The organism is Salinibacterium sp. CAN_S4 (assembly GCF_015752305.1).
In the GTDB taxonomy this organism is placed as follows: Bacteria; Actinomycetota; Actinomycetes; order Actinomycetales; family Microbacteriaceae; genus Rhodoglobus.
In genome coordinates this window covers 206,292-231,507 of sequence record NZ_JADOVB010000002.1, presented here as the reverse complement: position 1 = coordinate 231,507, position 25,216 = coordinate 206,292, and the positions used below count along the sequence as shown (strand labels likewise).

General features: G+C 65.3%; 18 protein-coding genes. 10 read left to right on the top strand and 8 right to left on the bottom strand.

The features are described 5' to 3' along the window. Window positions 1–187 precede the first annotated feature (187 nt). From IWX81_RS07410 to IWX81_RS07375, 8 genes are all read left to right on the top strand, one after another. A complete protein-coding gene (locus tag IWX81_RS07410) occupies window positions 188–7,435 on the top strand; it encodes an SdrD B-like domain-containing protein (protein ID WP_199280685.1) in 7,248 nt (2,415 codons plus the stop codon). A gap of 222 nt (window positions 7,436–7,657) precedes the next feature. After that, entirely contained in the window at window positions 7,658–9,544 is a 1,887-nt protein-coding gene (dnaK, locus tag IWX81_RS07405) for a molecular chaperone DnaK (RefSeq protein ID WP_199280684.1), read from the top strand. Between the two features lie 2 nt (window positions 9,545–9,546). Beyond that, complete coding sequence (locus IWX81_RS07400; RefSeq protein ID WP_199280683.1) at window positions 9,547–10,224, top strand: nucleotide exchange factor GrpE; 678 nt, start codon at window positions 9,547–9,549, stop codon at window positions 10,222–10,224. 52 nt (window positions 10,225–10,276) lie between these two features. Then, on the top strand, window positions 10,277–11,278 hold the full coding sequence (locus IWX81_RS07395; protein WP_199280682.1) for a DnaJ C-terminal domain-containing protein: 1,002 nt from the start codon (window positions 10,277–10,279) through the stop codon (window positions 11,276–11,278). A 110-nt stretch (window positions 11,279–11,388) separates the two neighbouring features. Continuing rightward, on the top strand, window positions 11,389–11,811 hold the full coding sequence (locus tag IWX81_RS07390) for a heat shock protein transcriptional repressor HspR (RefSeq protein ID WP_199280681.1): 423 nt from the start codon (window positions 11,389–11,391) through the stop codon (window positions 11,809–11,811). Beyond that, complete coding sequence (locus IWX81_RS07385; RefSeq protein WP_199280680.1) at window positions 11,808–12,989, top strand: class I SAM-dependent methyltransferase; 1,182 nt, start codon at window positions 11,808–11,810, stop codon at window positions 12,987–12,989. The genes IWX81_RS07390 and IWX81_RS07385 overlap by 4 nt, the downstream gene beginning before the upstream one ends. Window positions 12,990–13,064: 75 nt before the next feature. Next, a complete protein-coding gene (locus tag IWX81_RS07380; protein WP_199280679.1) occupies window positions 13,065–13,793 on the top strand; it encodes a hypothetical protein in 729 nt (242 codons plus the stop codon). Between the two features lie 17 nt (window positions 13,794–13,810). Next, window positions 13,811–15,964: an ATP-dependent Clp protease ATP-binding subunit gene (locus tag IWX81_RS07375; RefSeq protein WP_199280678.1), complete on the top strand. Its 2,154-nt coding sequence runs from the start codon at window positions 13,811–13,813 to the stop codon at window positions 15,962–15,964. A 44-nt stretch (window positions 15,965–16,008) separates the two neighbouring features. Here the strand turns inward: IWX81_RS07375 and IWX81_RS07370 are convergent, their stop codons facing one another. From IWX81_RS07370 to IWX81_RS07350, 5 genes are all read right to left on the bottom strand, one after another. After that, entirely contained in the window at window positions 16,009–17,118 is a 1,110-nt protein-coding gene (locus IWX81_RS07370) for an ABC transporter permease (protein WP_199280677.1), read from the bottom strand. Then, the gene (locus IWX81_RS07365; protein WP_199280676.1) at window positions 17,115–17,999 is read right to left on the bottom strand and encodes an ABC transporter ATP-binding protein; all 885 of its coding nucleotides are present in this window, start codon (window positions 17,997–17,999) and stop codon (window positions 17,115–17,117) included. The genes IWX81_RS07370 and IWX81_RS07365 overlap by 4 nt, the downstream gene beginning before the upstream one ends. A 133-nt stretch (window positions 18,000–18,132) precedes the next feature. After that, entirely contained in the window at window positions 18,133–19,110 is a 978-nt protein-coding gene (locus IWX81_RS07360) for an aldo/keto reductase (protein ID WP_199280675.1), read from the bottom strand. A 12-nt stretch (window positions 19,111–19,122) separates the two neighbouring features. Next, a complete protein-coding gene (locus IWX81_RS07355) occupies window positions 19,123–19,806 on the bottom strand; it encodes a response regulator (protein ID WP_199280674.1) in 684 nt (227 codons plus the stop codon). After that, window positions 19,803–21,203, bottom strand: a complete 1,401-nt coding sequence (locus IWX81_RS07350; protein ID WP_199280673.1) for a sensor histidine kinase — start codon at window positions 21,201–21,203, stop codon at window positions 19,803–19,805. Before IWX81_RS07350 ends, IWX81_RS07355 begins: the two co-directional genes overlap by 4 nt. A gap of 102 nt (window positions 21,204–21,305) precedes the next feature. Here IWX81_RS07350 and IWX81_RS07345 point away from each other — a divergent pair, with 102 nt between their 5' ends. Beyond that, entirely contained in the window at window positions 21,306–21,710 is a 405-nt protein-coding gene (locus IWX81_RS07345) for a DUF1801 domain-containing protein (RefSeq protein ID WP_199280672.1), read from the top strand. A gap of 19 nt (window positions 21,711–21,729) precedes the next feature. On the opposite strand, the gene IWX81_RS07340 is transcribed toward IWX81_RS07345, so the two are convergent. Beyond that, complete coding sequence (locus tag IWX81_RS07340) at window positions 21,730–22,317, bottom strand: nitroreductase family protein (RefSeq protein ID WP_199280671.1); 588 nt, start codon at window positions 22,315–22,317, stop codon at window positions 21,730–21,732. 153 nt (window positions 22,318–22,470) lie between these two features. Between IWX81_RS07340 and IWX81_RS07335 the strand changes: the two genes are divergently transcribed. Further along, complete coding sequence (locus IWX81_RS07335) at window positions 22,471–23,520, top strand: zinc-dependent alcohol dehydrogenase family protein (RefSeq protein WP_199280670.1); 1,050 nt, start codon at window positions 22,471–22,473, stop codon at window positions 23,518–23,520. A 63-nt stretch (window positions 23,521–23,583) separates the two neighbouring features. On the opposite strand, the gene IWX81_RS07330 is transcribed toward IWX81_RS07335, so the two are convergent. Beyond that, window positions 23,584–24,249: a GntR family transcriptional regulator gene (locus IWX81_RS07330; RefSeq protein WP_199280669.1), complete on the bottom strand. Its 666-nt coding sequence runs from the start codon at window positions 24,247–24,249 to the stop codon at window positions 23,584–23,586. Between the two features lie 114 nt (window positions 24,250–24,363). Further along, window positions 24,364–25,200, bottom strand: coding sequence for an exodeoxyribonuclease III (locus IWX81_RS07325; RefSeq protein WP_199280668.1), 837 nt, complete (start codon window positions 25,198–25,200; stop codon window positions 24,364–24,366). Window positions 25,201–25,216: the final 16 nt, after the last annotated feature.

Genomic DNA, 25,216 nt, shown 5'->3' with positions numbered 1-25,216 from the left:
GGCTAAGGAGCATCCGGATGAACCGTTCGGTGTGTCCCCCGGTTCAGGGATAGCGCACTAAACAGCGCGATATATAGGCTTATCGATGCTGTTCGGTAGATCTTGCTGACAGCGTTCCCGCTTCCGAGACTCCATCGTCGGTGAAACCCCCTACCGACGGTCCACTCCACCACGACAAGGCTCTCCCATGAAGTACTTCCTGCGTCCGCTCCTGGCCGTGGCCCTGGTTCTCACCGGCCTCTCGATACCGGCGGGCATCGCTAACGCAGCAGGTACGCCCGACATCGCTGTCGCTCGCGCAGTGAGCGCATCCACGCTGTACGGCAACGATGTACCCGTCACCCTCACCGCGACGAACGCCTCGGCCACCAACGGCTACAACCTTGCCTTCACGGATGTGCTCCCGGCGGGAGCAACGCTGGTCGGTTCCTCCTATCCGGTGAGCCAGTCCATCCCGCTCGCCGGGGGCGGCACCAAACTCATCTGGAACAACGTCGCCGACCTCAGCGCCGGGGCTGAAGTCGTGCTCAGCTATAGCTTCAGCTATCCGACGGGCGGCTACGACGTCGGCAGCACCCTCACCGGCACGGCCGAGGCCTTTGTCAACAGCGACCCGCGCGTGATCGTGAAGTTCGATTCATCGACCGGAGTCTCGACGGCGAGCTCGTACACCGGCTCAGACACCGACCAGTCGACGACGACACTGAGCCCCTTCATCCTCTCGAAGACAGAGCCCAGTGCCGAACAGGAGCTGCTGCGGGGAGTGCACGACAACAAGACGGTCTACACGCTGACGGTCACCAACAACACCGTCGCCCCGACCACGGGTTTTTCGATCACCGATTACCTGCCCGCGGGTCTGGAGTTCCTTGGTTGTGAGGGTGCGGGCAACACCAGCATCGACAACAGTGCAGCGGAGGAGTTCCCCGGCTCGGGGCGTATCGATGACTCGCCGCTGCCGGCTGGTGCGGACTGCGGCGGGTTCGCGTTCGTGGCGACGACCGTGACCGTCGACCCCGATGGCTCGGGACCGCTCGAACCCGGTGTCTACACCCGGGTCGACTGGAGCGCCCTCGGCACGCTCGCGGCCGGAGAATCGCTGACCATCCGCTACGCCGCCGCCATCCCCCTGCGCGAGAACGTTCAGTTCGACGGCGTTGCCACGGCGAACCTCGACAACAACACCGGCGCGCTCACCGAGGACGAGCAGGAGCTCATCAACTATGCCGTCGCGAGTGGCACCTATAAGGGCACCTCGTACTCGAATTCGTCCACTGCACAGGTGTTCGCAGAAGACCTGTCCATCCGGAAGGCCGTCGACGACTCGAACATCGTGCAGGGGGGCACCAACGTCTGGACGCTCAGCTTCAGTACCTCCGAGTACTCGGGCCAGACCAGCGACCTCACAGTTGTGGACACGATCCCGGATGGACTGGACTATCAGGGTGGATCGCTGGCCGAGGACTCCGTGGTGGACAACGCCGACGGCACGCAGACTGTCACGTGGACGATCGCCGGATTCGCAGCCGCATCCGGAGCCAACAGTTTCACGGTCACGACCAAGGTACGCGAGACCTACCGCAACGGGGGTGGGCCGGTAAGCGCGAACGACTCGTGGACGAACAGCGTCTCGCTCGCCGCGACCGCGACCGTGATCACCGACAACGACGGATCGACCACGTCGCTTCCCGTCACGGACGCCTCGAGCGCGAGCCAGTCCGCCGAGGGGGTCACGATCGACAAGGAAGTTGCCCAGCCAGCCGCGGTGGCGACGAGCTGTGGCGCGGGCGCCGGCTATACCTTCAGCCAGACCGTCACCGGCCCCTTCCACCCGGGTGACCGGGTGTGCTACCGCCTCACTGTCAGCTTCCCTGGAGCCCTCGACACGCTCGACAGCATCGTCAACGACTTCCTGCCGGCCGGGCTGGTCGTGGAGGGCACTCCCGAATACACGACGGCCAGCACCCTCGATGCCGGTGACGGCATCACATTCGCGCATACGCCGGGCACCCCGCTGCTCACCTGGAACCTGGGTGACGTCGATGCTGCGCAGGTCTTCCAGGTCGTCGTGACGACACGCATCACCGATCCCAGCGCGGTCACCAACGGCGACATCACCTCCAACATCATGAAGATGACCCACAAGAACTCCGGTGGCACCGTATTCCAGTTCCGCGACCAGGCCGACACCCTGCTCGAGAAGCCCGTTGTCGCACTTGCCAAGGGCATCACGGCGCTGAACACCGTTGCGGTGCCCGGTGCCCCAGTGAAGACCCTCGCCATCCAGGCACTCGACCGTGTCACCTACACGGTGGTCGTCACCAACACGGGCGGCCAGGACGCCACGAACATCTCGGTCCGTGACAATCTCCCCGCGCTGCTCGAGTGCACCGACGTCTCCAACATCAGCGCGTCGGGTACCTGCGACTCACCCAACAGGAGGCTGAGCTGGACCGTCCCGCTGGTGCCTGCGGGCGGATCGGTGACCCTCACCTACGATGTCGTGACGCCCGCCGATTCCTCAGCTGGAGACATATTCCCCAATGCGGCAGGCGTGCGCAACTACGAGGGCGCGACCAACACGGGCACACCCCAGGTCTACGTGCCGTCGAACAATATCGACCCGACCCTCAACTCCAGCGCCAACAGTTCACCGGCGAACGACGCGGCTATCGTGTCGATCGCCAGCCCGACCGTCACCAAGACCATGACGACCTCGATCAACGAGACCGGCAACGACCTCGCGACGCAGGCCACCATCGGCGAGACCGTCACGTTCACGGTGACGACGACAGTCCCGCAGGGCTCGACCCTCTACCCGCCGACCGCCATCACCGACACCCTGGACGCGAACTACACGATCATCGGAACCCCGAGGTTCACGGTGAACGGCGGGCCCGCCACCGACGCAACGGTGAATGGTCAGCTGGTCACAGCGACTCTGCCGGGAACATACGTGAACCTGCCATCCAGTGGCAACGACTCCATCGTGCTCACCATCACCGCGATCGTGAAGGATGCTTCGGGGCCCGTCAGGAGCGCCGGGCTGGACAACAGCGCGCAACTCGCATACACGAGTATCGATAACGTGACGCGCACCGTCACCAGCAACACCGTGACGGCGAGGATCGTCGAGCCGCTCATCAGCGTCGTGAAGAGCAGCAACGCCACTTCGGGGGCAGTCGTGGCGGGTCAGATCGTGACGTACACCCTTGCCGTGCGCAACAGTGCTGCCGCAAACGTATCGATCGCGTACGACACCCTCGTCGTCGACCAGGTTCCGGAGACCATCGAGCCGATCAACGCCGCCGGCGACCCGGTGACGACCGACCAGACCCTCCCCGGCGGAGGTGTGTGGAACAACAGCGCACGCACCATCACCTTCTCCGTGTCGTCTATCGCTCCCGGCGCCGGACCCGACCTGAGCTACGACGCCCGGGTGGTGACGCCGCTGATCAGCGGAACGCAGATCATCAACACCGTCGATGCCACCACGACATCCCTGGCTGGCTTCAACCCGAACGAACGCACATCCACGTCGGCAGCGGGTGGTTCGGGCAGCGGCTACCAGTCGACGAGCTCCGTGACGCTCTCCACCCCGGCCCTCTCACTCACCAAGACCGCGAGCCCGGCGACGGCAACCGTGGGCGAGGTTGTCGACTACACCGTGGACGTGACTATCCCGGCGTCCGTGGTCGCCTTCGACGCGACCGTCATCGACACCCTCCCCGCGAATGTACGATTCGGTGAACTCCTCGGCTCCAGCTGCGACCAGGGTGGAACACCCTGCGCGGTCTCCGCGACGCTGATCGGGGCGCCGACCACGACGGATCGCACCATCGGCTACTTCCTCGGCGACCTCAGCCCCGCATCATCCAGCAGCCGCGTGGTCACGATCAGCTACACCGGAATCGTCACGACCGGAGCGGTCAGCGGCGACACGCTGCAGAACACGGCACGCCCGTACTGGAACAGCGGCGACACGATCACGGGCACACCCACGTCCGTTCCCGCGGCTTCGAGCTACGCGAACCTGGGCAGCCCGGGAAGCGCGAGTGTCTCGGTGGTCGAACCACGATTGACGATCGACAAAAAGGTTGCCGGCCAGATCGGCGACAGCGACTCGCGTCGCGCGAAGCCCGGTGAGGTACTCACGTACACCGTGTCCGTCACCAACACCGGAACCTCGCCGGCCTACGACGTGACCGTTACCGACACTCCCGACCCCAGGGTGACCGGCTTCACGTCGGTGGCCCCGGTCGGTGTCACCCCGACGGATACCGACCCTTCAGACAGCACCCTCGGCTGGACGATCCTCGGGCCGATCGCGCCCAACGAGACTGTGGACATCAGCTACACGGTGACCATGCCGCTCGGCGATGACTCTCTCGAGGTCGTCCTGTCCAGCGAAATCAACAACACCGCGGATGTGCCGCACTACTTCGGCGTGGCACCGGCCGATCAGGTGGGCGGGATCGACTACCGCGACTACGACAACGTGACGGCGGATATCGTGAACGTCGAGCTCGACGTCGCCTCACTGGGTGATCGAGTCTGGTTCGATGTGAATGACGACGGCGTGCAGGATGCCACAGAGCCGGCTCTGGCGGGTGTCGGCCTCACGATCGTCTACTTCGGAGCCGATGGCGTTTTCGGCACGACTGATGACGAGACTGTCACCCGGACGACCGACAGCACCGGCAATTACCTCGTCAACAACCTGCCGGGCGGTACCTACCGGGTCACGGTGGATGCATCGACGCTGCCGGCAGGAATGCAGCCGAGTTTCGACCTCGACGGCACGACGGTCGTCCCGAACGGCGTATGGCAGGGCACGCTGGCAGAAGACGGCCGCATCCGCAACGTCGACTTCGGCTACACAGGCACGGGCTCCATCGGAGACACCGTCTGGTTCGACCAGGACGGCGACCACGTGAAGGATGCCGACGAGCCGGGTCTCGGCGGCGCTACGGTGACGGTCATCTCCGGTGGACTCGACGGCGACCTCACGACGACCGCTGACAACATCACGTACACAACCACCACCAACACGGCCGGTGCGTACTCCGTCGGGTTGCTCCCCGCGGGACCATACAGCGTCACGGTCAGTGGCGTGCCGACGGGCTACAACGTGGTAACCGATCCCAATGGCGGATCCAGTGCTACGTCGGTAACGACGCTCGGCGCTGGCCAGGCCCTCATCGACCAGGACTTCGGAATCGCGGGAACCGGCTCCATCGGTGACTTCGTCTGGCTGGACCGCGATGGAGACGGCACGCAGGATGCAGGCGAGCCCGGTGTTATCGGCGCGACCGTGCAGCTCACCTGGTTCGGCGTCGACGGGGTTTCCGGCGGCGGTGACGACGGGGTATTCACGACCACCACAGACGCCAACGGGGCATACAGCTTCCCGAACCTCCTGCCCGGCAGCTTCTCGGTACAGGTCACCGGCGGCCTGCCAGCTGGCGCGACGAACAGCTTCGACCGAGACGGCAACAACAACTCGACGGCTCCGGTGACTCTCGCGGCCGGGCAGAACGTCGCGGATGTCGACTTCGGTTACGACGTGACGTCCGTCATCGGTGACCGGGTGTGGTGGGATCGCAACGCCGACGGCGTGCAGGACACGAACGAACCCGGACTCGGGGGCGTGAACATCCGGGTGACGTACTTCGGCAGTGACGGGCTTCCGGGCGGAGGCGACGACATCGTCTTCCCGACCGCGACGACGAACGCGAACGGTGACTGGACCGTCATCGATGTGCCGGATGGGGAGTTCCTCGTCGAGGTCATCGGTGGTGTACCCGCCGGCTTCTCGGCGACCTTCGACGCCGACAGCGGCCTCTCCGCTCCTGACCAGCGCTCCATAGTCACGCTGTCAGGTTCCGACCTCGATCAGGACTTTGGTTTCGCCGGAAACTCCAGCATCTCCGACACCGTCTGGCTCGACCTGGACCAGAACGGCAACCAGAACGGTAACGAGCCAGGACTCCCCGGCGTCACGGTCACGACCGTGTGGTTGGGGCCTGACGGCGTTGCCGGTGGCGGTGACGATGTCACCTTCGTCGAGGTCACGGATGCCGATGGGCGTTACCTGTTCCCGGGGCTTCCCGAGGGCGCGTACTCGGTGACAGTCGACCTCGACACGGTGCCGTCCGGGCTCGTGGCGACCTTCGACGCCGACGCGAACGCGAACGTCCCGACTCCGCGCAGCTCCGCCTCCGGAGTCGACGCGAACTCGACGGTGACGCTCCTGCTCGACGCGGACACGGCGGCAGTCAACATCGACTTCGGTTATGTCGGCACCGGTCGCATCGGTGACACGGTGTGGCTCGACCAAAACGGTGACGGGGTGGCCGATGCGACCGAGCCCGGTCTCGCCGAGGTCGGCGTGTCGCTCACGTGGGCGGGTCTCGACGGTGTGTTCGGCACACCCGATGACGTGGTCTCGACCACGACGACGGACAGCGCGGGCGCCTACCTGTTCGAGAACCTTCCCGCCGGCCGTTTCACGGTCGCGCTCTCGAACCTGCCGGCAGGCGTGGGGTCGACCTTCGATCCCGATGCCGGCGCTGACGACACGTCTGAGCTCACGCTCATCGGTGGCGAGCAGAACCTCGACCAGGACTTCGGCTACCGCGGTGACGCCGGGGTGGGAGACCTGTTGTGGCTGGACGTCGACAACGACGGCGTCCAGGGCCCGAACGAGCCCGGCCTCAGCGGTGTCGACGTCACGGTCAGGAGTGCAGGGGCCGACGGAGTCTTCGACACCGCCGATGACCTGATCGTGGTCACGACCACAGACGCCGCCGGCAACTACCTCGCCGCCGGTCTTCCGGCCGGCGATGTCAGGGTCAGCTATGACCCGGCGACCCTGCCCGAGGGCTACGTTCCCGCGGCAGATCTCGATGCGGGCGTGTTGAGTGAATCGACGGCCACCCTGGTTGCGGGCGAGACGCGACTCGACGTCGACTTCATCGTGATCGGAAGCGCCACGCTCAATGGTGTGGTCTTCGATGACAAGAACGGCAACGGCGTGCGCGATCCCGAAGACTCAGGAATCCCGAACGCGACCGTGACGGTCATCTGGAACGGACCGAAGGGCCCGGTTCCCATCATCGTGACCACCGGTCCGGACGGCACCTGGCAGCTCCTCGATCTTCCGGGGGGCGAATATTCCGCGACGGTGGACCTCGACTCGGTCGATTCCGGTTTCCGCCCGTCTACCGGCACGACGTCGACCGTCGACCTGCCACCGACAGGCACCCGCTCGGTGATCCAGGGTCTGACGAAGGTGTCGCTCGCCTATACGGGAGGGAGCATCGCCCTCGGCGCTTCGCTCGGCGGCCTGCTTCTTGTGCTGGGCATGGTGCTGATGTTCCGCTCGCGACGATCACGGAAGGCAAGGCCACTCGCGCTCTCCTCGGGTGAGTAGGTTGGCGGCACGATAACTCATAAGAGACGAGCGACGGGGACCAGTCCCCGTCGCTCGTCGTCGTTTAAGCGTGCAAGCCAGAGACTTGAGTCACTCACACTCAAGTTTCAGCTTCACAACTTGACTCTCGGCGCCGGTGGGTAGAAACTTGATACAGCGCGACTCAAGTTGTCGCATTCGACACACGTCGCCTCCCGTTTAACAATTTAGGAGTATGAGCACATGGCTCGAGCAGTAGGAATCGACCTCGGAACCACGAACTCCGTGGTGGCCGTCCTCGAAGGTGGAGAACCCACCGTTATCGCCAACGCAGAAGGCTTCCGCACGACACCATCCGTCGTGGCCTTCACCAAGGATGGCGAGGTGCTGGTCGGTGAGACCGCCAAGCGCCAGGCCGTCACCAACGTCGACCGCACGATCGCCTCGGTCAAGCGCCACATGGGCACCGACTGGAAGGTCGAGATCGATGGCAAGAAGTACACCCCGCAGGAGATCTCGGCCCGCACCCTCGCCAAGCTGAAGCGTGACGCCGAGCAGTACCTGGGCGAGCCCGTCACCGACGCGGTCATCACCGTGCCCGCGTACTTCAACGACGCCGAGCGCCAGGCCACCAAGGAGGCCGGTGAGATCGCCGGACTCAACGTCCTGCGCATCATCAACGAGCCGACCGCGGCCGCGCTCGCGTACGGCCTCGACAAGGGCAAGGAAGACGAGCTCATCCTGGTCTTCGACCTCGGTGGTGGAACGTTCGACGTCTCCCTGCTCGAAGTGGGCAAGGATGACGACTTCTCGACCATCCAGGTCAAGTCGACCTCGGGAGACAACCGCCTCGGTGGAGACGACTGGGACCAGCGCGTCGTCGACTACCTGATCGGTCGCTTCAAGGATTCGACCGGTGTCGACGTCTCGAAGGACAAGATCGCGAAGCAGCGCCTCAAGGAGGCTGCCGAGCAGGCCAAGAAGGAACTGTCGAGCCAGACGAGCACCACGATCCAGCTCCCGTACCTCTCGCTGACGGAGAACGGCCCGGCCAACCTGGACGAGTCGCTGACCCGTGCCAAGTTCGAAGAGCTCACGGCAGACCTGCTCGAGCGCACCCGCAAGCCGTTCAACGACGTCATCAAGGAGGCCGGCGTCAAGCTGGCCGATGTCGCCCACGTCGTGCTCGTCGGCGGATCGACCCGTATGCCCGCCGTCGTCGAGCTCGTCAAGAAGCTCACCGGTGGTAAGGAGCCGAACAAGGGCGTCAACCCTGACGAGGTCGTCGCCGTCGGCGCTGCGCTTCAGGCCGGTGTTCTCAAGGGAGAGCGCAAGGACGTTCTCCTCATCGATGTGACCCCCCTGAGCCTCGGTATCGAGACCAAGGGCGGCATCATGACGAAGCTCATCGAGCGCAACACCGCGATCCCGACCAAGCGCAGCGAGACGTTCACCACGGCCGACGACAACCAGCCGTCAGTCGCGATCCAGGTCTTCCAGGGCGAGCGTGAGTTCACCCGCGACAACAAGAATCTGGGAACGTTCGAGCTGCAGGGCATCGCTCCGGCACCCCGTGGCATCCCCCAGGTCGAGGTCACGTTCGACATCGACGCCAACGGTATCGTGCACGTGTCCGCGAAGGACAAGGGCACCGGCAAGGAGCAGTCGATGACCATCACCGGCGGCTCGTCGCTGTCGAAGGATGACATCGAGCGCATGGTTCGCGAAGGCGAAGAGCACGCTGCAGAAGACAAGGCCCGTCGCGAGACCGCCGAGGTGCGCAACACCGCCGAGCAGCTCGCGTACTCGACCGACAAGCTCATCAAGGAGAACGAGGACAAGCTCCCCGCCGACGTGAAGAGCGAAGTGCAGGCCGACGTGGATGCTCTCAAGACGGCGCTCGCCGGTGACGACGAAGCGGCCGTGAAGACCGCATTCGACACGCTGAGCGAGAGCCAGCAGAAGCTCGGCCAGGCCATCTACAGCGCATCGCAGGAAGCTCCCGCCGAGGGTGGAGCCGACGGTGGCAACGCGCAGGAGCCAGCAGCTGACGGCAGCGACGAAGACATCGTCGACGCCGAGGTTGTCGACGACGATGAGCCTTCGACAGGTTCAGAGCCCAAGAAGTAATCATGGCCAACAAGAAGAACAACGACGGCAATCAAGAAGAGCCACGGCGCTCGGAAGAACCGACGATCCGCGACAAGCGGAGGGTCGACCCCGAGACCGGCGATGTTCGTGATCCAGCTGCTCATGATGGTGCTGCTTCTGATGGTGCCGCCGGGGTGGATGCTTCGGCATCCGCCCCGGCGGCGGGCGCGGCCGATTCCACGTCGGCCGACGCTTCGCTCTCGGATGACGACAAGGCGCTTCTCGACCAGGCGGCGACCGATCTCGTCGCCGAGATGCGATCGGATATGCTCCGCGCGCAGGCCGAGCTCGTGAACTTCCGCACCAGGGTAGAGCGTGACCGCGCGGCCAATCGCGAAGCTGTGATCGCCGAGGTCATCCGGTCGCTTCTTCCGGCACTGGACGATCTCGCACTCGCCGAGGCGCACGGCGACCTCGTCGAGGGTGCGCCCATGACGATCGTGGCCCAGAAGCTGCGCGCATCCTTCGACAAGTACGGGCTCAAGCCCGTCGGCGCCAAGGGTGAGCCTTTCGACCCCGCATTCCACGAGGCGGTCGTGCAGCTGCCGAACCCCGAGGTGAAGGTCAATACGATCGCTGATGTGATCGCGGCAGGCTACGTGCTCGGTGACAGGCTGGTTCGCCCTGCCAAGGTCGCCGTGTTCGTTCCGGCAGACTGAGCCCGGGCGCACCAGCGCGAGTCGTAACGGCAGAACAGGCAGGGGCACAACCATGGCGAGCCAGGACTGGTTCGATAAGGACTTCTACGCGGTACTCGGCGTCTCCAAGACGATCAGCGAGGCCGACCTCAAGAAGACCTATCGCAAGCTCGCTCGGCAGTATCACCCTGACTCCAATCCGGGTGATCCGAAGGCCGAGGCGAAGTTCAAAGAAATCAGTGAGGCGCACTCCGTGCTGTCTGACCCCGAACTTCGTCAGGAGTACGACCAGATTCGCGCCATGGGCTCCGGCGCCCGCTTCACGGCGGGTGGCCAGCAGGGGGGCGGCTTCGAGGACGTCTTCGGCGGGATGTTCGGGCAGCAGCAGCGCGGAGGCCAGCAGTATGGCGGCCAGGCTGGTGCGTCGTTCGAAGACCTGCTCGGCGGGATGTTCGGCGGCGGGGGAGGAAGGGCCGGTTTCGGCTCGACCAGTGGCGGATTCCGCGGTGCCGGAGGGCCGACCAAGGGTCGCGATCTCAGCGCCAGCACCACTCTCGACTTCATCACTGCCATCCGCGGCGAGACGATCAAGCTGCAGCCCTCAGGGGCGAAGGCGATCAACGTCAAGATCCCCGCGGGTGTCAGCGATGGTCAGAAGATCAGGCTCAAGGGCAAAGGCGAGCCGAGCCCCGATGGCGGGCTCGCGGGCGACCTCGTGCTGTCGATCACGGTGCGCCGGCATCCGGTTTTCGAGCGGGACGGCCAGAACCTGCGCATAGTCGTGCCCGTGACCTTCGTGGAGGCCACCCTCGGTGCGACGATCGAGGTGCCGACGCTGGGGGGCGAATCCGTGAAACTGCGGGTCGCACCGGGTACCCCGAGTGGCAGGATCCTTCGAGTGAAAGAGCGCGGCGTGACATCCACCAAGGGTGTCGGTGACCTGTTGGCCGAAATCCAGGTCGCGGTTCCCGCACGGCTGACCGAGGATGCCCTCAAGCACCTCGAGGCGTTCGCAGCCGCGATGCCGAACGACAATCCGAGGGAAGAACTGCTCGACAAGGCAGCGTCGGTCTGATGGATCCGCGCTGGTGCATGCTGACTGAGGACGCTGACTAATGGACGCTGACTAATGAACGTCAACTGATGGACGCTGACTAATGGACGCTGACTGATGGACGCCGACTGATGGACGAGTTCTCGCCGCTTTTCGCGATCGCGGTCGCCGCCGAGCTCGCCGGGATGCATCCACAGACCCTCCGGCAGTACGACCGCATCGGGCTGGTGAAACCGACCAGAACCGCTGGCCAGTCCCGTCGCTATTCGATGCGGGACGTGGTGCAGTTGCGCGAGATCGCGGCTCTCAGCGCCGAGGGGCTTAACCTCGAGGGCGTCAGGCGCATCCTCGACCTCGAGAACCAGGTGACGGAACTGACGGTGCGTGTGCGCGAGCTGGAGCACGCCCTCTCCAACGAGATGCTGGCCAGGCCGGGTCGCCGGGTCTTTGCCGCGGGAGCCGAAGGTGACGTGGTGTCACTGCGCGCTGGCGAGCGGTCGAAGCGCTCGAACGCCGTCGTGGTGTGGCGCCAGCTCGGGCAGCGTTCGGAATGAGCACCTTCAGCCTCGACGAACTGCGCCGCTGGCCCGACCTCGAAACGCCCGAGTTGAGGGCCTGGGATACCGCTGACACCCTCATCCTCGACGAGGCGGGTGCCCTGCTGGTCGGCGCCGACATCACCGTGATCGGTGACGAGTACGGTGCACTCACCCTGGGTGCTCTCGACCGGGGTGCCGCCAGCGTGGGGGTGCACCAGGATCGGCTCTCGGGTGAGCTCGCACTGTCTGCCAATGGCAGCGAATGGGCACTGTCTGCCAACGGCAGCGAACGGGCACTGTCTGCCAACGGCAGCGAACGGCCACTGTCTGCCAACGGCAGCGGTGCCTGGGAATCGCTTCCCCTGGAGGCTGCCCTCCTCGACGGTGTCACTCTCGTGCTCCTCAGGCTTCCGCGGTCGCTCGACGCCCTTGACGAGATCTCGGCGCTCATCGCCAGGCACGCCTCGCCCGACGTCGTCGTAATCGCCGGCGGCCGGATCAAACACATGACTGTCACGATGAACGAGGTGCTCCGTCGGCACTTCGGGCGAGTGGATGTCACGCACGCCGTCCAGAAATCCCGCGCCCTGATCGCACGGGAGCCGCTGCCTCATGCAAACCTGCCAGGCACGGCCGTCCCACCCCGACGGAAGCTCGACCCTGACCTCGGACTCTGGGTGGTCGCGACCGGCGGAGTGTTCGCCGGTGCGTCCATCGACATCGGAACGCGCGCCCTGCTCCAGTCGCTCGACCGCGTCGCCCCCTTCACTTCGGCCGTCGACCTCGGTTGTGGCACGGGGATTCTCGCGGCGGCCCTCGCGCGCCAGCAGCCGGAGGCCAGGGTGACCGCCACCGACGAGTCTGCCGCCGCCGTGGCATCCGCGGCCCTGACGGCCGAGGCGAACGGGGTCGAGGTGACGGTGACGCGGGACGATGCGGCCTCAGCCATTCCCAGCCGCAGCGTCGACCTCGTGGTGCTCAACCCTCCGTTCCACACCGGTGCCGCCGTGCATTCCGGCGTTTCGACGAAACTGTTCGAGGCAGCGTCGCGCATCCTCAGGCCGGGCGGCGAGCTCTGGACCGTGTTCAACTCACACCTCGACTACCGACCCACGCTCGATCGCATCGTCGGCGGCACGCGCCAGATCGAGCGCACCCCCAAGTTCACTGTCACGATGTCGCGCAAGCGGTGATGTGATCGTGCCCGCAGCACCCGCAGCACCCGCAGCACCCGCAGTACCAACAGTGACCGACAGAAGGGTTTCATCGTGACCGACCCAGGACGCACACCCGACCCAGCACAGCCCGGCAACGTTTACCAGCCAGGCGACGTCTACCAGCCCGGCGGCGTCTACCAGACCAGCAACGTCTACCAGACCGTGCCGCCGAAAACTGTCCAGCCGAGACCCCCGCTGCTTCCCCGCCAGCGGGCGGGTGCCAGACTGGCCGGCATCATCGGCTTCCTGGTCCTGAGTGTCGGATTCTGGATGCTCAGCGTTCCGCTCGCGATCCTGGCCGTGGTGGCGATCGTCAGTGTGATCTTCCGTGCCATCGGTCGAAGCTCCGGAAATCCCGACTGGTACCGGCAGGCGCTGGTGTTCATCGACCGCCTCCAGCCGGAGGTGTGGATCGTGCCGCTCGTGATCGTCGCGGTCGTCGGACTCGTGCTCATGGTCGTCGCGCTGTTCACCAGTGCGCGCATCCTCAGGTCCCACGGCGTGGCGAAGCCGTGGCCCGTGACGTGGGCGGCGACGGGGATCGCGATCGTGGCCAGCTGGATCGTCTCCGCTGTGCTCAGCGTGCCGTTGCAGTTCGCGGGTGTCGGCATCGACGACAACAATTCGCAGGCGCTGGCTGTGCGCATCGGCATCGGAATCCTGGGCTTCCTCGTGAGCATCGTGTCGACCGCGGCGGTCGGGTGGCTCTCCTGGTGGCTCGCCGCGCACCTTCTCCGCGCTCCCGCCGTGGCGGAGACTCCGACCAGCGACACCGAATAGAAGACGAAGTACAGATCATGGCCAACATGCAGGGCGCCCCAGCCAGCGACGACGAACAGAAATCTGCCCTCGAGACCTACGGCATCAACCTCACCGACATCGCGAGGAGCGGCAAGCTCGATCCCGTGATCGGCCGGGACGCCGAGATCCGTCGCATCAGCCAGGTGCTGACCCGTCGCACCAAGAACAACCCCGTGCTCATCGGCGAGCCCGGTGTCGGCAAGACCGCGGTCGTCGAAGGGCTCGCGCAGCGGATCGTGGCCGGCGACGTCGCCGATTCGCTCAAAGACAAGCAACTGGTTTCCCTCGACCTGGCGGCGCTCGTCGCTGGAGCCAAGTACAGGGGTGAATTCGAGGAACGGCTCAAGGCCGTGCTCAAGGAGATCAAGGATTCCGACGGCCAGGTCATCACGTTCATCGACGAGCTGCACACGCTCATGGGAGCGGGTGGTGGTGAGGGATCCGTTGCTGCATCCAACATGCTCAAGCCGATGCTCGCGAGAGGCGAGCTGCGGCTCATCGGAGCGACCACCCTCGACGAGTACCGCCAGTACATCGAGAAGGATGCGGCGCTCGAGCGCCGGTTCCAGCAGGTGTTCGTCGGAGAACCCTCGGTCGAAGACACCGTGGCCATCCTGCGCGGGCTCAAGGAACGCTACGAAGCTCATCACAAGGTCGCGATCGCGGACTCCGCGCTCGTGGCCGCGGCGATCCTCAGCCACCGCTACATCACCGGGCGCAAGCTGCCGGACAAGGCCATCGACCTCATCGACGAGGCGGCATCCAGGCTCAAAATGGAGATCGATTCGAGCCCTGTCGAGATCGACCAGCTGAAGCGGGCCGTCGACCGGCTGCGCATCGAGGAGGTCGCCCTCAAGAAGGAAAAAGACGACGCCTCCCGCGCCAGGCTCGAGAAGCTGCGTGCAGATCTCGCGACGAGTGGCGCGCAGCTCGCCGAGCTCGAGAAGCGGTGGAAGGCGGAGAAGGCGTCGCTCACCGGGGTCGGCAACCTGAAGGCCCAGTTGAACGAGGCCCGCATCCGGCTCGACCGCGCGATGCGCGAAGGCGACTACCAGGCCGCGTCGAAGCTCAACTACGAGACCATCCCTGGCATCGAAGCTGCTGTCGTCGAAGCTGAATCCGCCGAGCCGATCGGCGATCGCATGGTCAACGACCAGGTGACCGAGGACGACATCGCGAGTGTTGTCGCCGCGTGGACCGGAATCCCGGTCGACAGGCTTACCCAGGGCGAGACCGAAAAACTGCTGCACCTCGAGACCGAGCTCGGCAAGCGGTTGATCGGCCAGAAGGACGCAGTGCAGTCCGTGGCAGAGGCGGTCAGGCGCACGCGGGCCGGTATCTCCGATCCGGACCGGCCGACGGGGTCGTTCCTGTTCCTCGGCCCGACCGGCGTCGGCAAGACGGAGCTCGCGAAGGCGCTCGCCCAATACCTCTTCGACGATGAGAAAGCCCTCGTGCGCATCGACATGAGCGAGTACGGCGAGAAGCACACGGTCTCCCGGCTCGTCGGTTCGCCTCCCGGCTACATCGGTTACGAGCAGGGCGGCCAACTGACGGAGGCCGTGCGGCGGCGACCGTACTCCGTGATCCTGCTCGACGAGGTCGAGAAGGCGCACCCCGAGGTGTTCGACGTGCTGCTGCAGGTGCTCGACGACGGGCGGCTGACCGATGGGCAGGGTCGCACCGTCGACTTCCGCAACGTCATCCTGATCCTGACCAGCAACCTGGGCAGCCAGTACATCACCGACCAGAACCTGCCGTGGGAGCAGCGCAAGGCTGCCGTGAACGAACTGGTGCGCCAGGCCTTCAAGCCCGAGTTCATCAATCGCCTCGACGACATCGTGGTGTTCTCGCCGCTGACGACCGGTGACCTCGGCCAGATCGTCGAGCTCTATATCGATCGACTCGCGAAGCGGCTGGTCGGTCGTCGACTCGAACTGGCGGTGACTCCGGATGCCCGGAGCTGGCTCGCCGAACGCGGATACGACCCCGTGTATGGCGCACGGCCATTGCGCAGGCTCATGCAGCGCCAGATCGACGACTCCCTCGCCAAATCACTGCTCTCCGGAGAGATCCGGGACGGTGACACGGTGCTCGTGGAGGTCGACTCCGAGGGCGAAGGACTCACCGTCGGAAAGCTCCAGAACTAGCTTTCCGGCCGGTCAGCCCTTCAGCGCCTCAGCCTTTAAGCGCTTCAGCCCTTCAACGCCTCAGAGAGCTTCATGCGCGGCCCCATCCTGAGCAGTCCGTTGGCGTAGATGCGTGACCCGAGGGCAACGAAACCGACGGTGGCGGCGACGAGGATGCCGAGGGAGAGCACTGGCTCCCACCACTCGGCGGTGCCGAGGAAGATGCGCATGGGCATGCCGACCGGCGCCGAGAATGGCACGTAGGACATGATGCCGAGCACGACCGGATTGTCGAAGAACAGGATCACGAGGAAGTACGGCGCCATCACGAGCATCATGATCGGGGAGGTGACGGTGCCCATGTCTTCCTGTCGTGACACGAGGGCGGCGGCGGCCGCGAACAGCGACGACAACAGCACGAACCCGAACACGAACAGCACGACGAACCACACCAGGGACGGTCCGACATCTGCCAGCAGGATGTCCTGACCGGTCGCGAGCAGGCCGACTCCGGCGACCAGTGCGATCAGGATGATCTGGCCGAAGGCGAGGATGCTGTTGCCGACGATTTTGCCCGCCAGCAGCACCTGCACGGGGACCGTCGACATGAGGATCTCCACGATGCGCGTCTGCTTCTCTTCGACGACGCTCTGGGCAATGGTGAGGCCGAAGGTGATCGCCGACATGAAGAAGACCAGCCCGAACCCGAGGGCAACCAGATAGAGGATGCCCTCGTTCTGTCCTGACGGTTCGAGCACGGTGATCTCGGGCGCAACGCTCAGCGCCGCGATGACGGCGCCCGGCGTCGAATCGAGCCCGATGACCCGGATGCCCGTAGCGCCGGGGTCTGGCACGACCGCGGCCTCCACATCTCCGGAGCGCACGAGGTCTTCGGCGGCATCGATCGTGGCCGCCTCCGTGATCGCGAACCCGCCGGCGTCCTCGACGGCCTGAGCGGCGGAGCCGACGACGGCGACTGAGGTCTGTGGGGGATTCGCCCCTACGATTCCGCCGATGACGACGGCCGCGAGGATGGCGAGGATGGTGATCGCGGTGGAGATCACGAACGATTTGCTCCGCAGCTTCATGCTCACTTCGCGACTGGCGACGAGCCAGGTGGCCTGCAGGGCTCCCGGGCTCTGGTAGTTGCTCTTGGTTGCTGGAGTGGTACTCACTGGATGACCTCCTTGAAGATCTGGGAGAGGGATGGGACTACCGGGGAGAACCGTTGCACGGTTCCCACGGCGAGTGCTTTCTGCAGCACCCTCTGGGCCGTCTCGGGGGCGTCGACGTCGAATCGCGCGAATCCGCCGTCGAAGTCGATGACTGTCACTCCGGGCTCACCGCGAAGCCATCCGGCGTCGCCGGCGAGCTGGAGGTCGAATCGGGGCAGGGCGTGCTCGGCACGCAGGCCCTCCCGCGATCCGGTGGCGCGAATCGCACCATCTGCGATCACGATGAGGTCGTCGCAAAGCCGTTCGACGATATCGAGCTGGTGCGAGGAGAACAGCACGGGTGCTCCGGAGGCGGCGAAGTCCTTGAGCACGTTGAGCACGACTTCGACGGCGATGGGGTCGAGCCCGCTGAATGGTTCGTCGAGGATGAGCACGTCGGGGTCGTGAACGAGGGCGGCCGCGATCTGTGCTCGCTGCTGGTTGCCCAGGGAAAGGCTCTCGAGGGTGCTGTCTGCACGTTCGCCGAGCCCGAGCCGCTCGAGTAGCGCGGCGGTGTTCGAGCGGGCTTTGGCGTCGGGCATCCCATGGAGGCGACCGAGATACACGATCTGTTCGGCGACCTTCATTTTGGGATACAGCCCGCGTTCTTCGGGCATGTACCCGAAGCTCGTGCGCTGCTGTCTCGTCAGGGGCGCGCCGCCGAGTGTGACGGTGCCCGAGTCTGCAGCGAGCACCCCGAGGATGACGCGCATCGTCGTCGTCTTACCCGCGCCGTTGCCGCCGACGAAGCCGGTCATGCGTCCGCCCTTCACGGTGAACGAGACGTCGTGCAGCACCCGGTGGTCACCGAATGAGCGATTGATCGAATGCAACTCGAGCATGAGAACCTTTCTGTCGCATCCCACGCTACGGAGGCAGGTCGCCCCCAACATCCGGCGGGAGGTGGGTCTTTCGGGTCATCCTCCCGGGGGAGTTGTGGGAGTTGTGGGAGGTGCGGGAGGTGCGGGAGCTCCCCTAGAAGCCCTCGGGGTTACGCGGCAGGTAGGGCGCCGCCAGCGTCGAGAGTTCGTCGTCGCTGAGGTCGAGGTCGACCGCCGCGACGGCGTCACTGAGGTGGCTCGCTTTTGTGGCGCCCACGATCGGGGACGTCACGGCGGGCTGCTGGCGCACCCAGGCGAGGGCGACCTGGGCGCGGGAGACTCCCCGTTCCGCGGCGACCCCGGCCACGGCATCCACGATCCTGCGGTCACCGGCCTCCTGCTGCTGGTACAGCGACTGGAAGAACAGGTCGGTGTCGGATCGGGCCGTCGAATCATCCCAGTCACGAGTGAGCCTCCCGCGCGCGAGGGGGCTCCACGGCAGAACCCCGACTCCCTGGTCGAGGCAGTAGGGAAGCATCTCCCGTTCCTCTTCGCGGCTGAGCAGGTTGTACTGGTCCTGCATGGAGACGAATCGGGTGAATCCGCCGAGGTCGGCCGTGTGCTGCGCCGTGGCGAATTGCCAGGCGAACATCGAGGAGGCGCCGATGTATCGCGCTTTTCCCGCCTTCACCACATCGTGCAGAGCCTCCATGGTCTCCGCGATCGGTGTCAGGGGATCCCAGCGATGGATCTGGTAGAGATCGACGTGGTCTGCGCCCAGCCTGGCGAGGCTGTGGTCGATCTCGGCGAGGATGGCGCGGCGCGACAGCCCGGCGCCGTTCGGGCCCGGCCTCATCCGGCCATGCACCTTGGTGGCAAGCACGTAGTCGTCCCTGCTGCTGAAATCGCGCAGCGCCCGGCCGAGGATCTCTTCGCTGCTGCCGTCAGAGTAAACGTTCGCGGTATCGAAGGTGGTCACGCCCGCTTCGAGCGCCTGCCTGATGAGCGGCCTGCTGTCGTCTTCGGTGAGGGTCCAGGCGTGGTTGCCGCGATCCGGTTCGCCGAAGCTCATGCAGCCGAGGGTGATGGCTGAGATTTCGAGCCCGGAATTGCCCAGTCGAACGTACTTCATGTGAACCTCTGTTCAGCCAGGGGCCTGCCCGGGAACGGTGAATCCATTCTCGTAGGCCCACACGACCGCACGGATGCGGTCGCGCACCCCCAGCTTCGCAAGAATGTTGGAGACGTGGGTTTTGACCGTCGATTCGCCCACGAACAACGCGGTCGCGATCTCGGAATTAGAGTGTCCGCGGGCGAGGAGGCCCAGCACCTCGATCTCCCGCTCGGTGAGTTCAGGGAGGGCACCAGCACCCACCACTGCACCAGCATCACGGCCGGCTCGGCCCACGCTGCTGAACCGTTCGATGACCCGTCGCGTCACGGCAGGGCTCAACAGCGCCTCGCCTGCCGCCACGATCTGCACGGCCTCCACGAGTTTCTCGGGGCTCGCCGTCTTCAGCAGGAATCCACTCGCGCCCGCGTCGAGTGCTTCGAACAGGTACTCGTCACTGTCGAAGGTGGTGAGCATGAGGATGCGGCTCGCGACGCTGCTGTCTCCCGCGAGTTGCCGGGTGGCTTCCAGCCCGTCCATGACCGGCATTTGCACGTCCATGCAGATGACATCCGGCGTCAGTTCGAGCGCGAGGCGCACGCCATCCTCTCCGTTGCCAGCCTCGCCGACGACCTCGATTCCGGGTTCGCTGTTCAGGATGATCCGGATCCCCGCCCGCATCAGTGCCTGGTCGTCGACCAGCAGTACGCGTGTCACGAGGTGACCCGGGGTTCAGTGACTGTGGCTTCAGAGACTGTGGCTTCAGAGACTGTGGCTTCAGAGACTGGAGGTTCGGAGACGCTGTGTTCGGAGACGCTGTGCTCGGAGACGCTGTGCTCGGGGATCCCGGCCCGCACCAGGAATCCACCGCGTGCCCGGGGAGCGACTTCGAGGCTGCCACCGACCGCGAGAATACGCTCCCGCATGCCCACAAGCCCCATACCGCCGCCGGTGCCAGCAACCGTGTCCGCACCCCTGGAGAGGCCGCGGCCCATGCCGGTGTCGCTGATCTCGAGTTCGATGCCGTCGTCGAGGTAGCGCAATCGCATGTCGACGGTGGCTCGTTCACCGGCGTGCTTGCGTACGTTGGTGAGGGCCTCCTGTGCCACGCGGTATGCAGTGAAACCAGCTAGGGCGGTTACCTGTCGTTCCGTGCCGACCACCTGGAAGTCGACGGGATGGCCCGCGCTCGAGGATTCCGCGATGAGGGATTGCAGCTGCTCGATGCCGAGAGTCGATGAGCCCCGGCTTGCGGGGTCGCGGCTCGCGGCATCCTGATTCGAATCCCGAAGGGTGACGAGCAGCCTGTGCAGTTCGTCGACGGCGGTTCGCGAGCTCTGTTCGATGATGGCGAGAGACGAGGCCGCCTGTTCGGAATTCGTGCCGAGCACCCGTCGGGCCGCTCCGGCCTGGACTCCCATCACCGACACGTGGTGCGCGACGACATCATGGAGCTCCCTGGCGATCTGCATCCTGTCGAGGGCTACGGCCTGGGCCGAGCTGAAGGCACGCTGGCGCTCCAGCTCTTCCGTGCGAGCAAAGAGGTCGGCCCGATCCCGGGCGGCCGTCCACGATGAGTTCCCGAAATAGTAGGCGCCACCGAAGTAGAGGATGTTCGTCATCACGTTGATCAGGGCGAATGTCGCGAACTGGGAGAACACGCCGGAGCGGGACACCTCGGGCAGCATCTCCGGATCACTGACCGAGATCAGAAGGTTGACCGCCAGCCACACGAACATGCCAGCGATGATCGCCGCGCGAACGATGGTTGCCCGGCGGCGGTTGCGGCCCCACGCGCCGAGAGAGTAGAACGCGATGAAGAGGGCGATGTTGCTGACCAGTACCTCGGGAACCGCGAGTTGCTGGAACGCGAAATAGGCGACGGATGCCGTGATCGCGACGACCTCGGGAAACCGGCGGCGCAACGCCAGCGGCAGGGCGAGCACCGCGACGAGCGGCACGCTGATCCACGGTTCAGCCGGCTCTTTGTAGAATCCGAGGCGCGTGTACAGCATGAGACTCAGCGCCATGCCGACGGCGATGGCGACAGCTCCGATCGCGTCGCGTCGGTAGGAGCGCGCGCCGGGGCGGGGGCGAACCCAGTCAGCGGTCATGACTCAACGCTAGCGAGCGGCGGATGCCGCGGCATCCGCCGCTCGACGGAAACAGCGAACCGGGGCCCGCCCTGACGACCTGGCCGGGGCTACACTCCTGCCATGGTTGTCGCATACGGGACGGTGGACGAGTTTCTGGCGGCGCAGACCGTCGAGCGCCGGGCCCTCGTGAACGCGGTGCGCTCCGTGGTCGCCGACGCGCAGCCGGATGCCGTCGAACACATCAAGTGGAATTCGCCCAGCTGGGTGGTCGACGGGATCGACCAGGCGACGATCAGCGCGCAGGGGAAGGCGGGGGTGCGACTCGTGCTGCATCGGGGCGCATCGAGACCCGAGAACGCCGGTGCGGACGCCGGTGCCGCGTCAGTTTTTGCCGGGGATCCGCTCGGCATGCTCACCTGGCACTCCGACATCAGGGCGAGTCTGCTGGTGACCGACCTTGCCGATCTCGCGGGAAGGCGGGATGCCGCGGTAGAGCTCGTGCGCTCGTGGCTGGCGGCGCCCTGAGAGCGGTTCGAGCGGAGTTCTAGGCGAGCACGAGCACCAGGTCGTCGAGGGGCAGGCGTTCACGGCTGGCGACCTCACGAGAGAGGTACGGCTCGCCGAGGGCGGCGGCTTCGCCCAGCGTTCCGATTGCGGTGATGCTCACGGGGACGAAGGTGTCTGCCAGTCCGAAGTGGTCGGCGATGGCCCGTGGGTCGAAGCCGCCGATCTGGTGCACGTGGAGTCCATCGGTGTGGGCCTGGACCGAGAGGTGCGCGATGGCCTGGCCGAGGTCGTATTCGGCCCAGCGGTGAGGCGTGCCATCCTGCCCGGCGGTCACGGCGATGCCGACGACGAGGGCGGATGCCCGAACCGCCCATACCTGGTTGAACCCGACGAGCGTGGCAACGATGGCGTCGAATTCTGCGGTTCCACGGCGTGCGGCGATAAACCGAACCGGCTGCAGGTTCGAGGCGGACGGCGCCCAGCGCGCAGCCTCGAGCAGCACCGAGAGTTGGGCGTCGTCGATCTGCGCTGAGGGGTTGAACGAACGGGGGCTCCATCGTTCGGCGAGAACCTCGGCGATGGGATGGGTGGTGACGGCACGACGGTCTGACAGTGAGATGCTCATCGAGGGATCCTTCGGACTTCACACAGCTGAGTAGGAACAGGTCGGGGCTCCATCGACCCACTTCAGCTAACACCACTCGCCGGTCAACCATTCCCGTGCGCACCCCGACATCCGGGGTTCGAGAGTCGCAGCGCAAGAGCCTAGGCTCGATGCATGCTTGCAACAGTCATTCATGGCGAAAAAGACATCCGAATCGAAGAGGTCCCTGACCCGGTGTTGTCCACCGGTGGCGATGCGATCGTCAGGGTCGTTGCGGCCTGTGTCTGCGGCTCCGACCTGTGGCCGTACCGGGGCATCACCCCCACGAAGTCGCCCAAGCGCATCGGTCACGAATTCGTCGGCATCGTCGAATCCATCGGGCCTGACGTCACGACCGTCACGCCGGGCGACTTCGTCATCGCCCCCTTCTACGACTGCGACATGACGTGCGCCAACTGTCTCAACGGCGTGAGCACATCGTGCCTGCACGGCGGCTGGTGGGGTGCGGATGACCGCCTCGGCGGTTTCGCGGATGGCGCCCAGGGCGAGCGCGTGCGTGTTCCTCACGCCGACGGATCGCTCGTGGCGACGCCGGGTCAGCCCGATGCCGCGCTCGTCCCCAGCCTGCTCACCCTCGCCGATGTGATGGGCACGGGTCACCATGCGGCGCTGTCCGCTGGCGTCACAGCCGGCAGCACTGTCGTCGTGGTCGGCGATGGAGCCGTCGGGTTGTGCGGTGTGCTCGCGGCGAAGCGGCTCGGTGCTGCGCGCATCGTCGCGATGTCACGTCACGCTGACCGCCAGGCTCTGGCCCGCGAGTTCGGCGCCACCGACATCGTCGAGGAGCGTGGCGCAGACGGTATCGCGCGCATCAAGGAGCTCTTCGACGGCATCGGGCCCGATTGCGTGCTCGAGTGCGTAGGCACGACGGAATCGATGGACCAGGCCCTGCGTTCGGTTCGCCCCGGCGGCATGGTCGGATACGTCGGTGTTCCCAACGGAGGCGCCGAACTGCCGATCGGCTTTATGTTCGGAAACAACGTCGGAGCCAATGGCGGAGTCGCTCCCGTGCGCAACTACATCGAGGAGCTGCTGCCCGAGGTGCTCTCTGGCGCGATCAACCCCGGTCGCGTGTTCGACCTCGAGCTTCCTCTCGTCGAGGTGGCAGAGGCATACGCGGCCATGGATGAGCGTCGCGCGATCAAGGTGCTGCTGCGTCCCTGAATGTTCACTGCCTGAATGTTCAAGGCCTGCGTGTTAGCTGCCAGATTGCTATCCGCCTGAATGTCAACTGGTGGGGATCTCGATCCGGCCGAGAAGCGACATGGCTTCGCGTGCTGCCGTCAGGTCGTGGTCGCGAACGGCGCCCAGAAGAAGCCGTTGCGCTTCACTGAGCGACGCAAGGTCGATGAAACCGGGCAGGTGCATGCTGCCGAGGCTCAGCAGGTGAACCACAGAAGTGATGGCCCGCTGCAGTGCGACGTTGTCTGACTCTGGCGGAAGCCGGGAGAAAAAATCCAGGTTCGCTTTCGCTATCGGTCGCGCTTCCCTCGTGGACAATGCGGCGAGGAATGTCGCGTTGTCCCGGAGCATCACGTTGTACGACCGCTCGGGGGCACGCGGCACCACCTCGTCGACGAGAACCGAATAGAGGGCCTGCCAGACGATGTAGGCGTGTCGGGTCTGCTCTGGAGTGACATCCACGATGCGGGTGAACCTGTCGGAGGATGCCTCGATCAGGCCGATCTCGCGCAGGCGCTGGATGGCCTCCCTCACGGGAGTGCGCGACACATTGAGCTGCTTCGCGATCTCGGTATCGCTGATGTGCTGGCCGGGAAGCAGAGTGCCATCGTGGATCGCCGAGAGCACGCGATCGAACACCGTGGTGACCACTTTGCTCGTCGTGATGACCGGTTCATCCTGCCCCACGACGGGGCCGCGATCTTCGCTCATTTTATGATCATATGACGTCTCGCGGCCAGAAGAATGTCCGATCGGTCAGATCAGCCGTGACGCCCGGTTCCGCGAGCGTAACGGCAGGCTCAGGTCGGTGTCACACCGACGACGCTACAAAAACATCGGCCGATCGTCATCGTCGTCGACATCGACGTCCAGGTCGACGCTCACGGGCACGTGATCACTCGGCCCGTCGCCCTTCCGTTCCTCGCGATGGATCTTCGGCTCTGAGACGAGAGCGTCGAATGCGGAGGAGCCGAGGATGAAGTCGATGCGCATGCCCTCGTTGCGCGGGAATCTGAGCTGCTGGTAGTCCCAGTAGGTGTAACCCTCGATGCCGCGGCTGCGAAGCGCATCGATCAGGCCGGCATCTTCGAAGGCGGTGAACGCATTCCGCTCCGGCTGGCTGACGTGGGTGCGACCCGCGAACGCCGCGATGTCCCACACGTCGATGTCGAGGGGAGCGATGTTGAAGTCGCCCATCAGGGCGAGGGGCTTGTCCGGGTGGGAGGCGAGCCAGCCCCGCGTCTCCGTGGTGAGGTTGGCAAGCCATTCGAGCTTGTACGGGTAGTGCGGATTGTCGAGTTCACGACCATTGGGCACATACAGGCTCCACAGCCGTACGCCGTTGACCGTCACGCCGAGAGCCCTGGCCTCCTGCTGAATCACGCCATTGTCGTCGGGCTTTCCGAAGCCCGGTGCGCTCGGGAATCCGACGGTCACGTCGTCCATCGGGAGCCTGCTCGCGAACGCGACACCGTTCCACTGGCTCAGCCCGTGGAGTTCGACCTCATAGCCGGCCTCGGTGAACTGTTCGAAGGGAAACTGGGACTCCTTGCACTTGATCTCCTGCATGCCCAGGACGTCGATGTCTTCACGCAACATCCAGTCGACGACCCTGCCGACTCGGCTTCTGATCGAATTCACATTCCAGGTGGCAACTCGCATGTGTCAACGCTAGCTG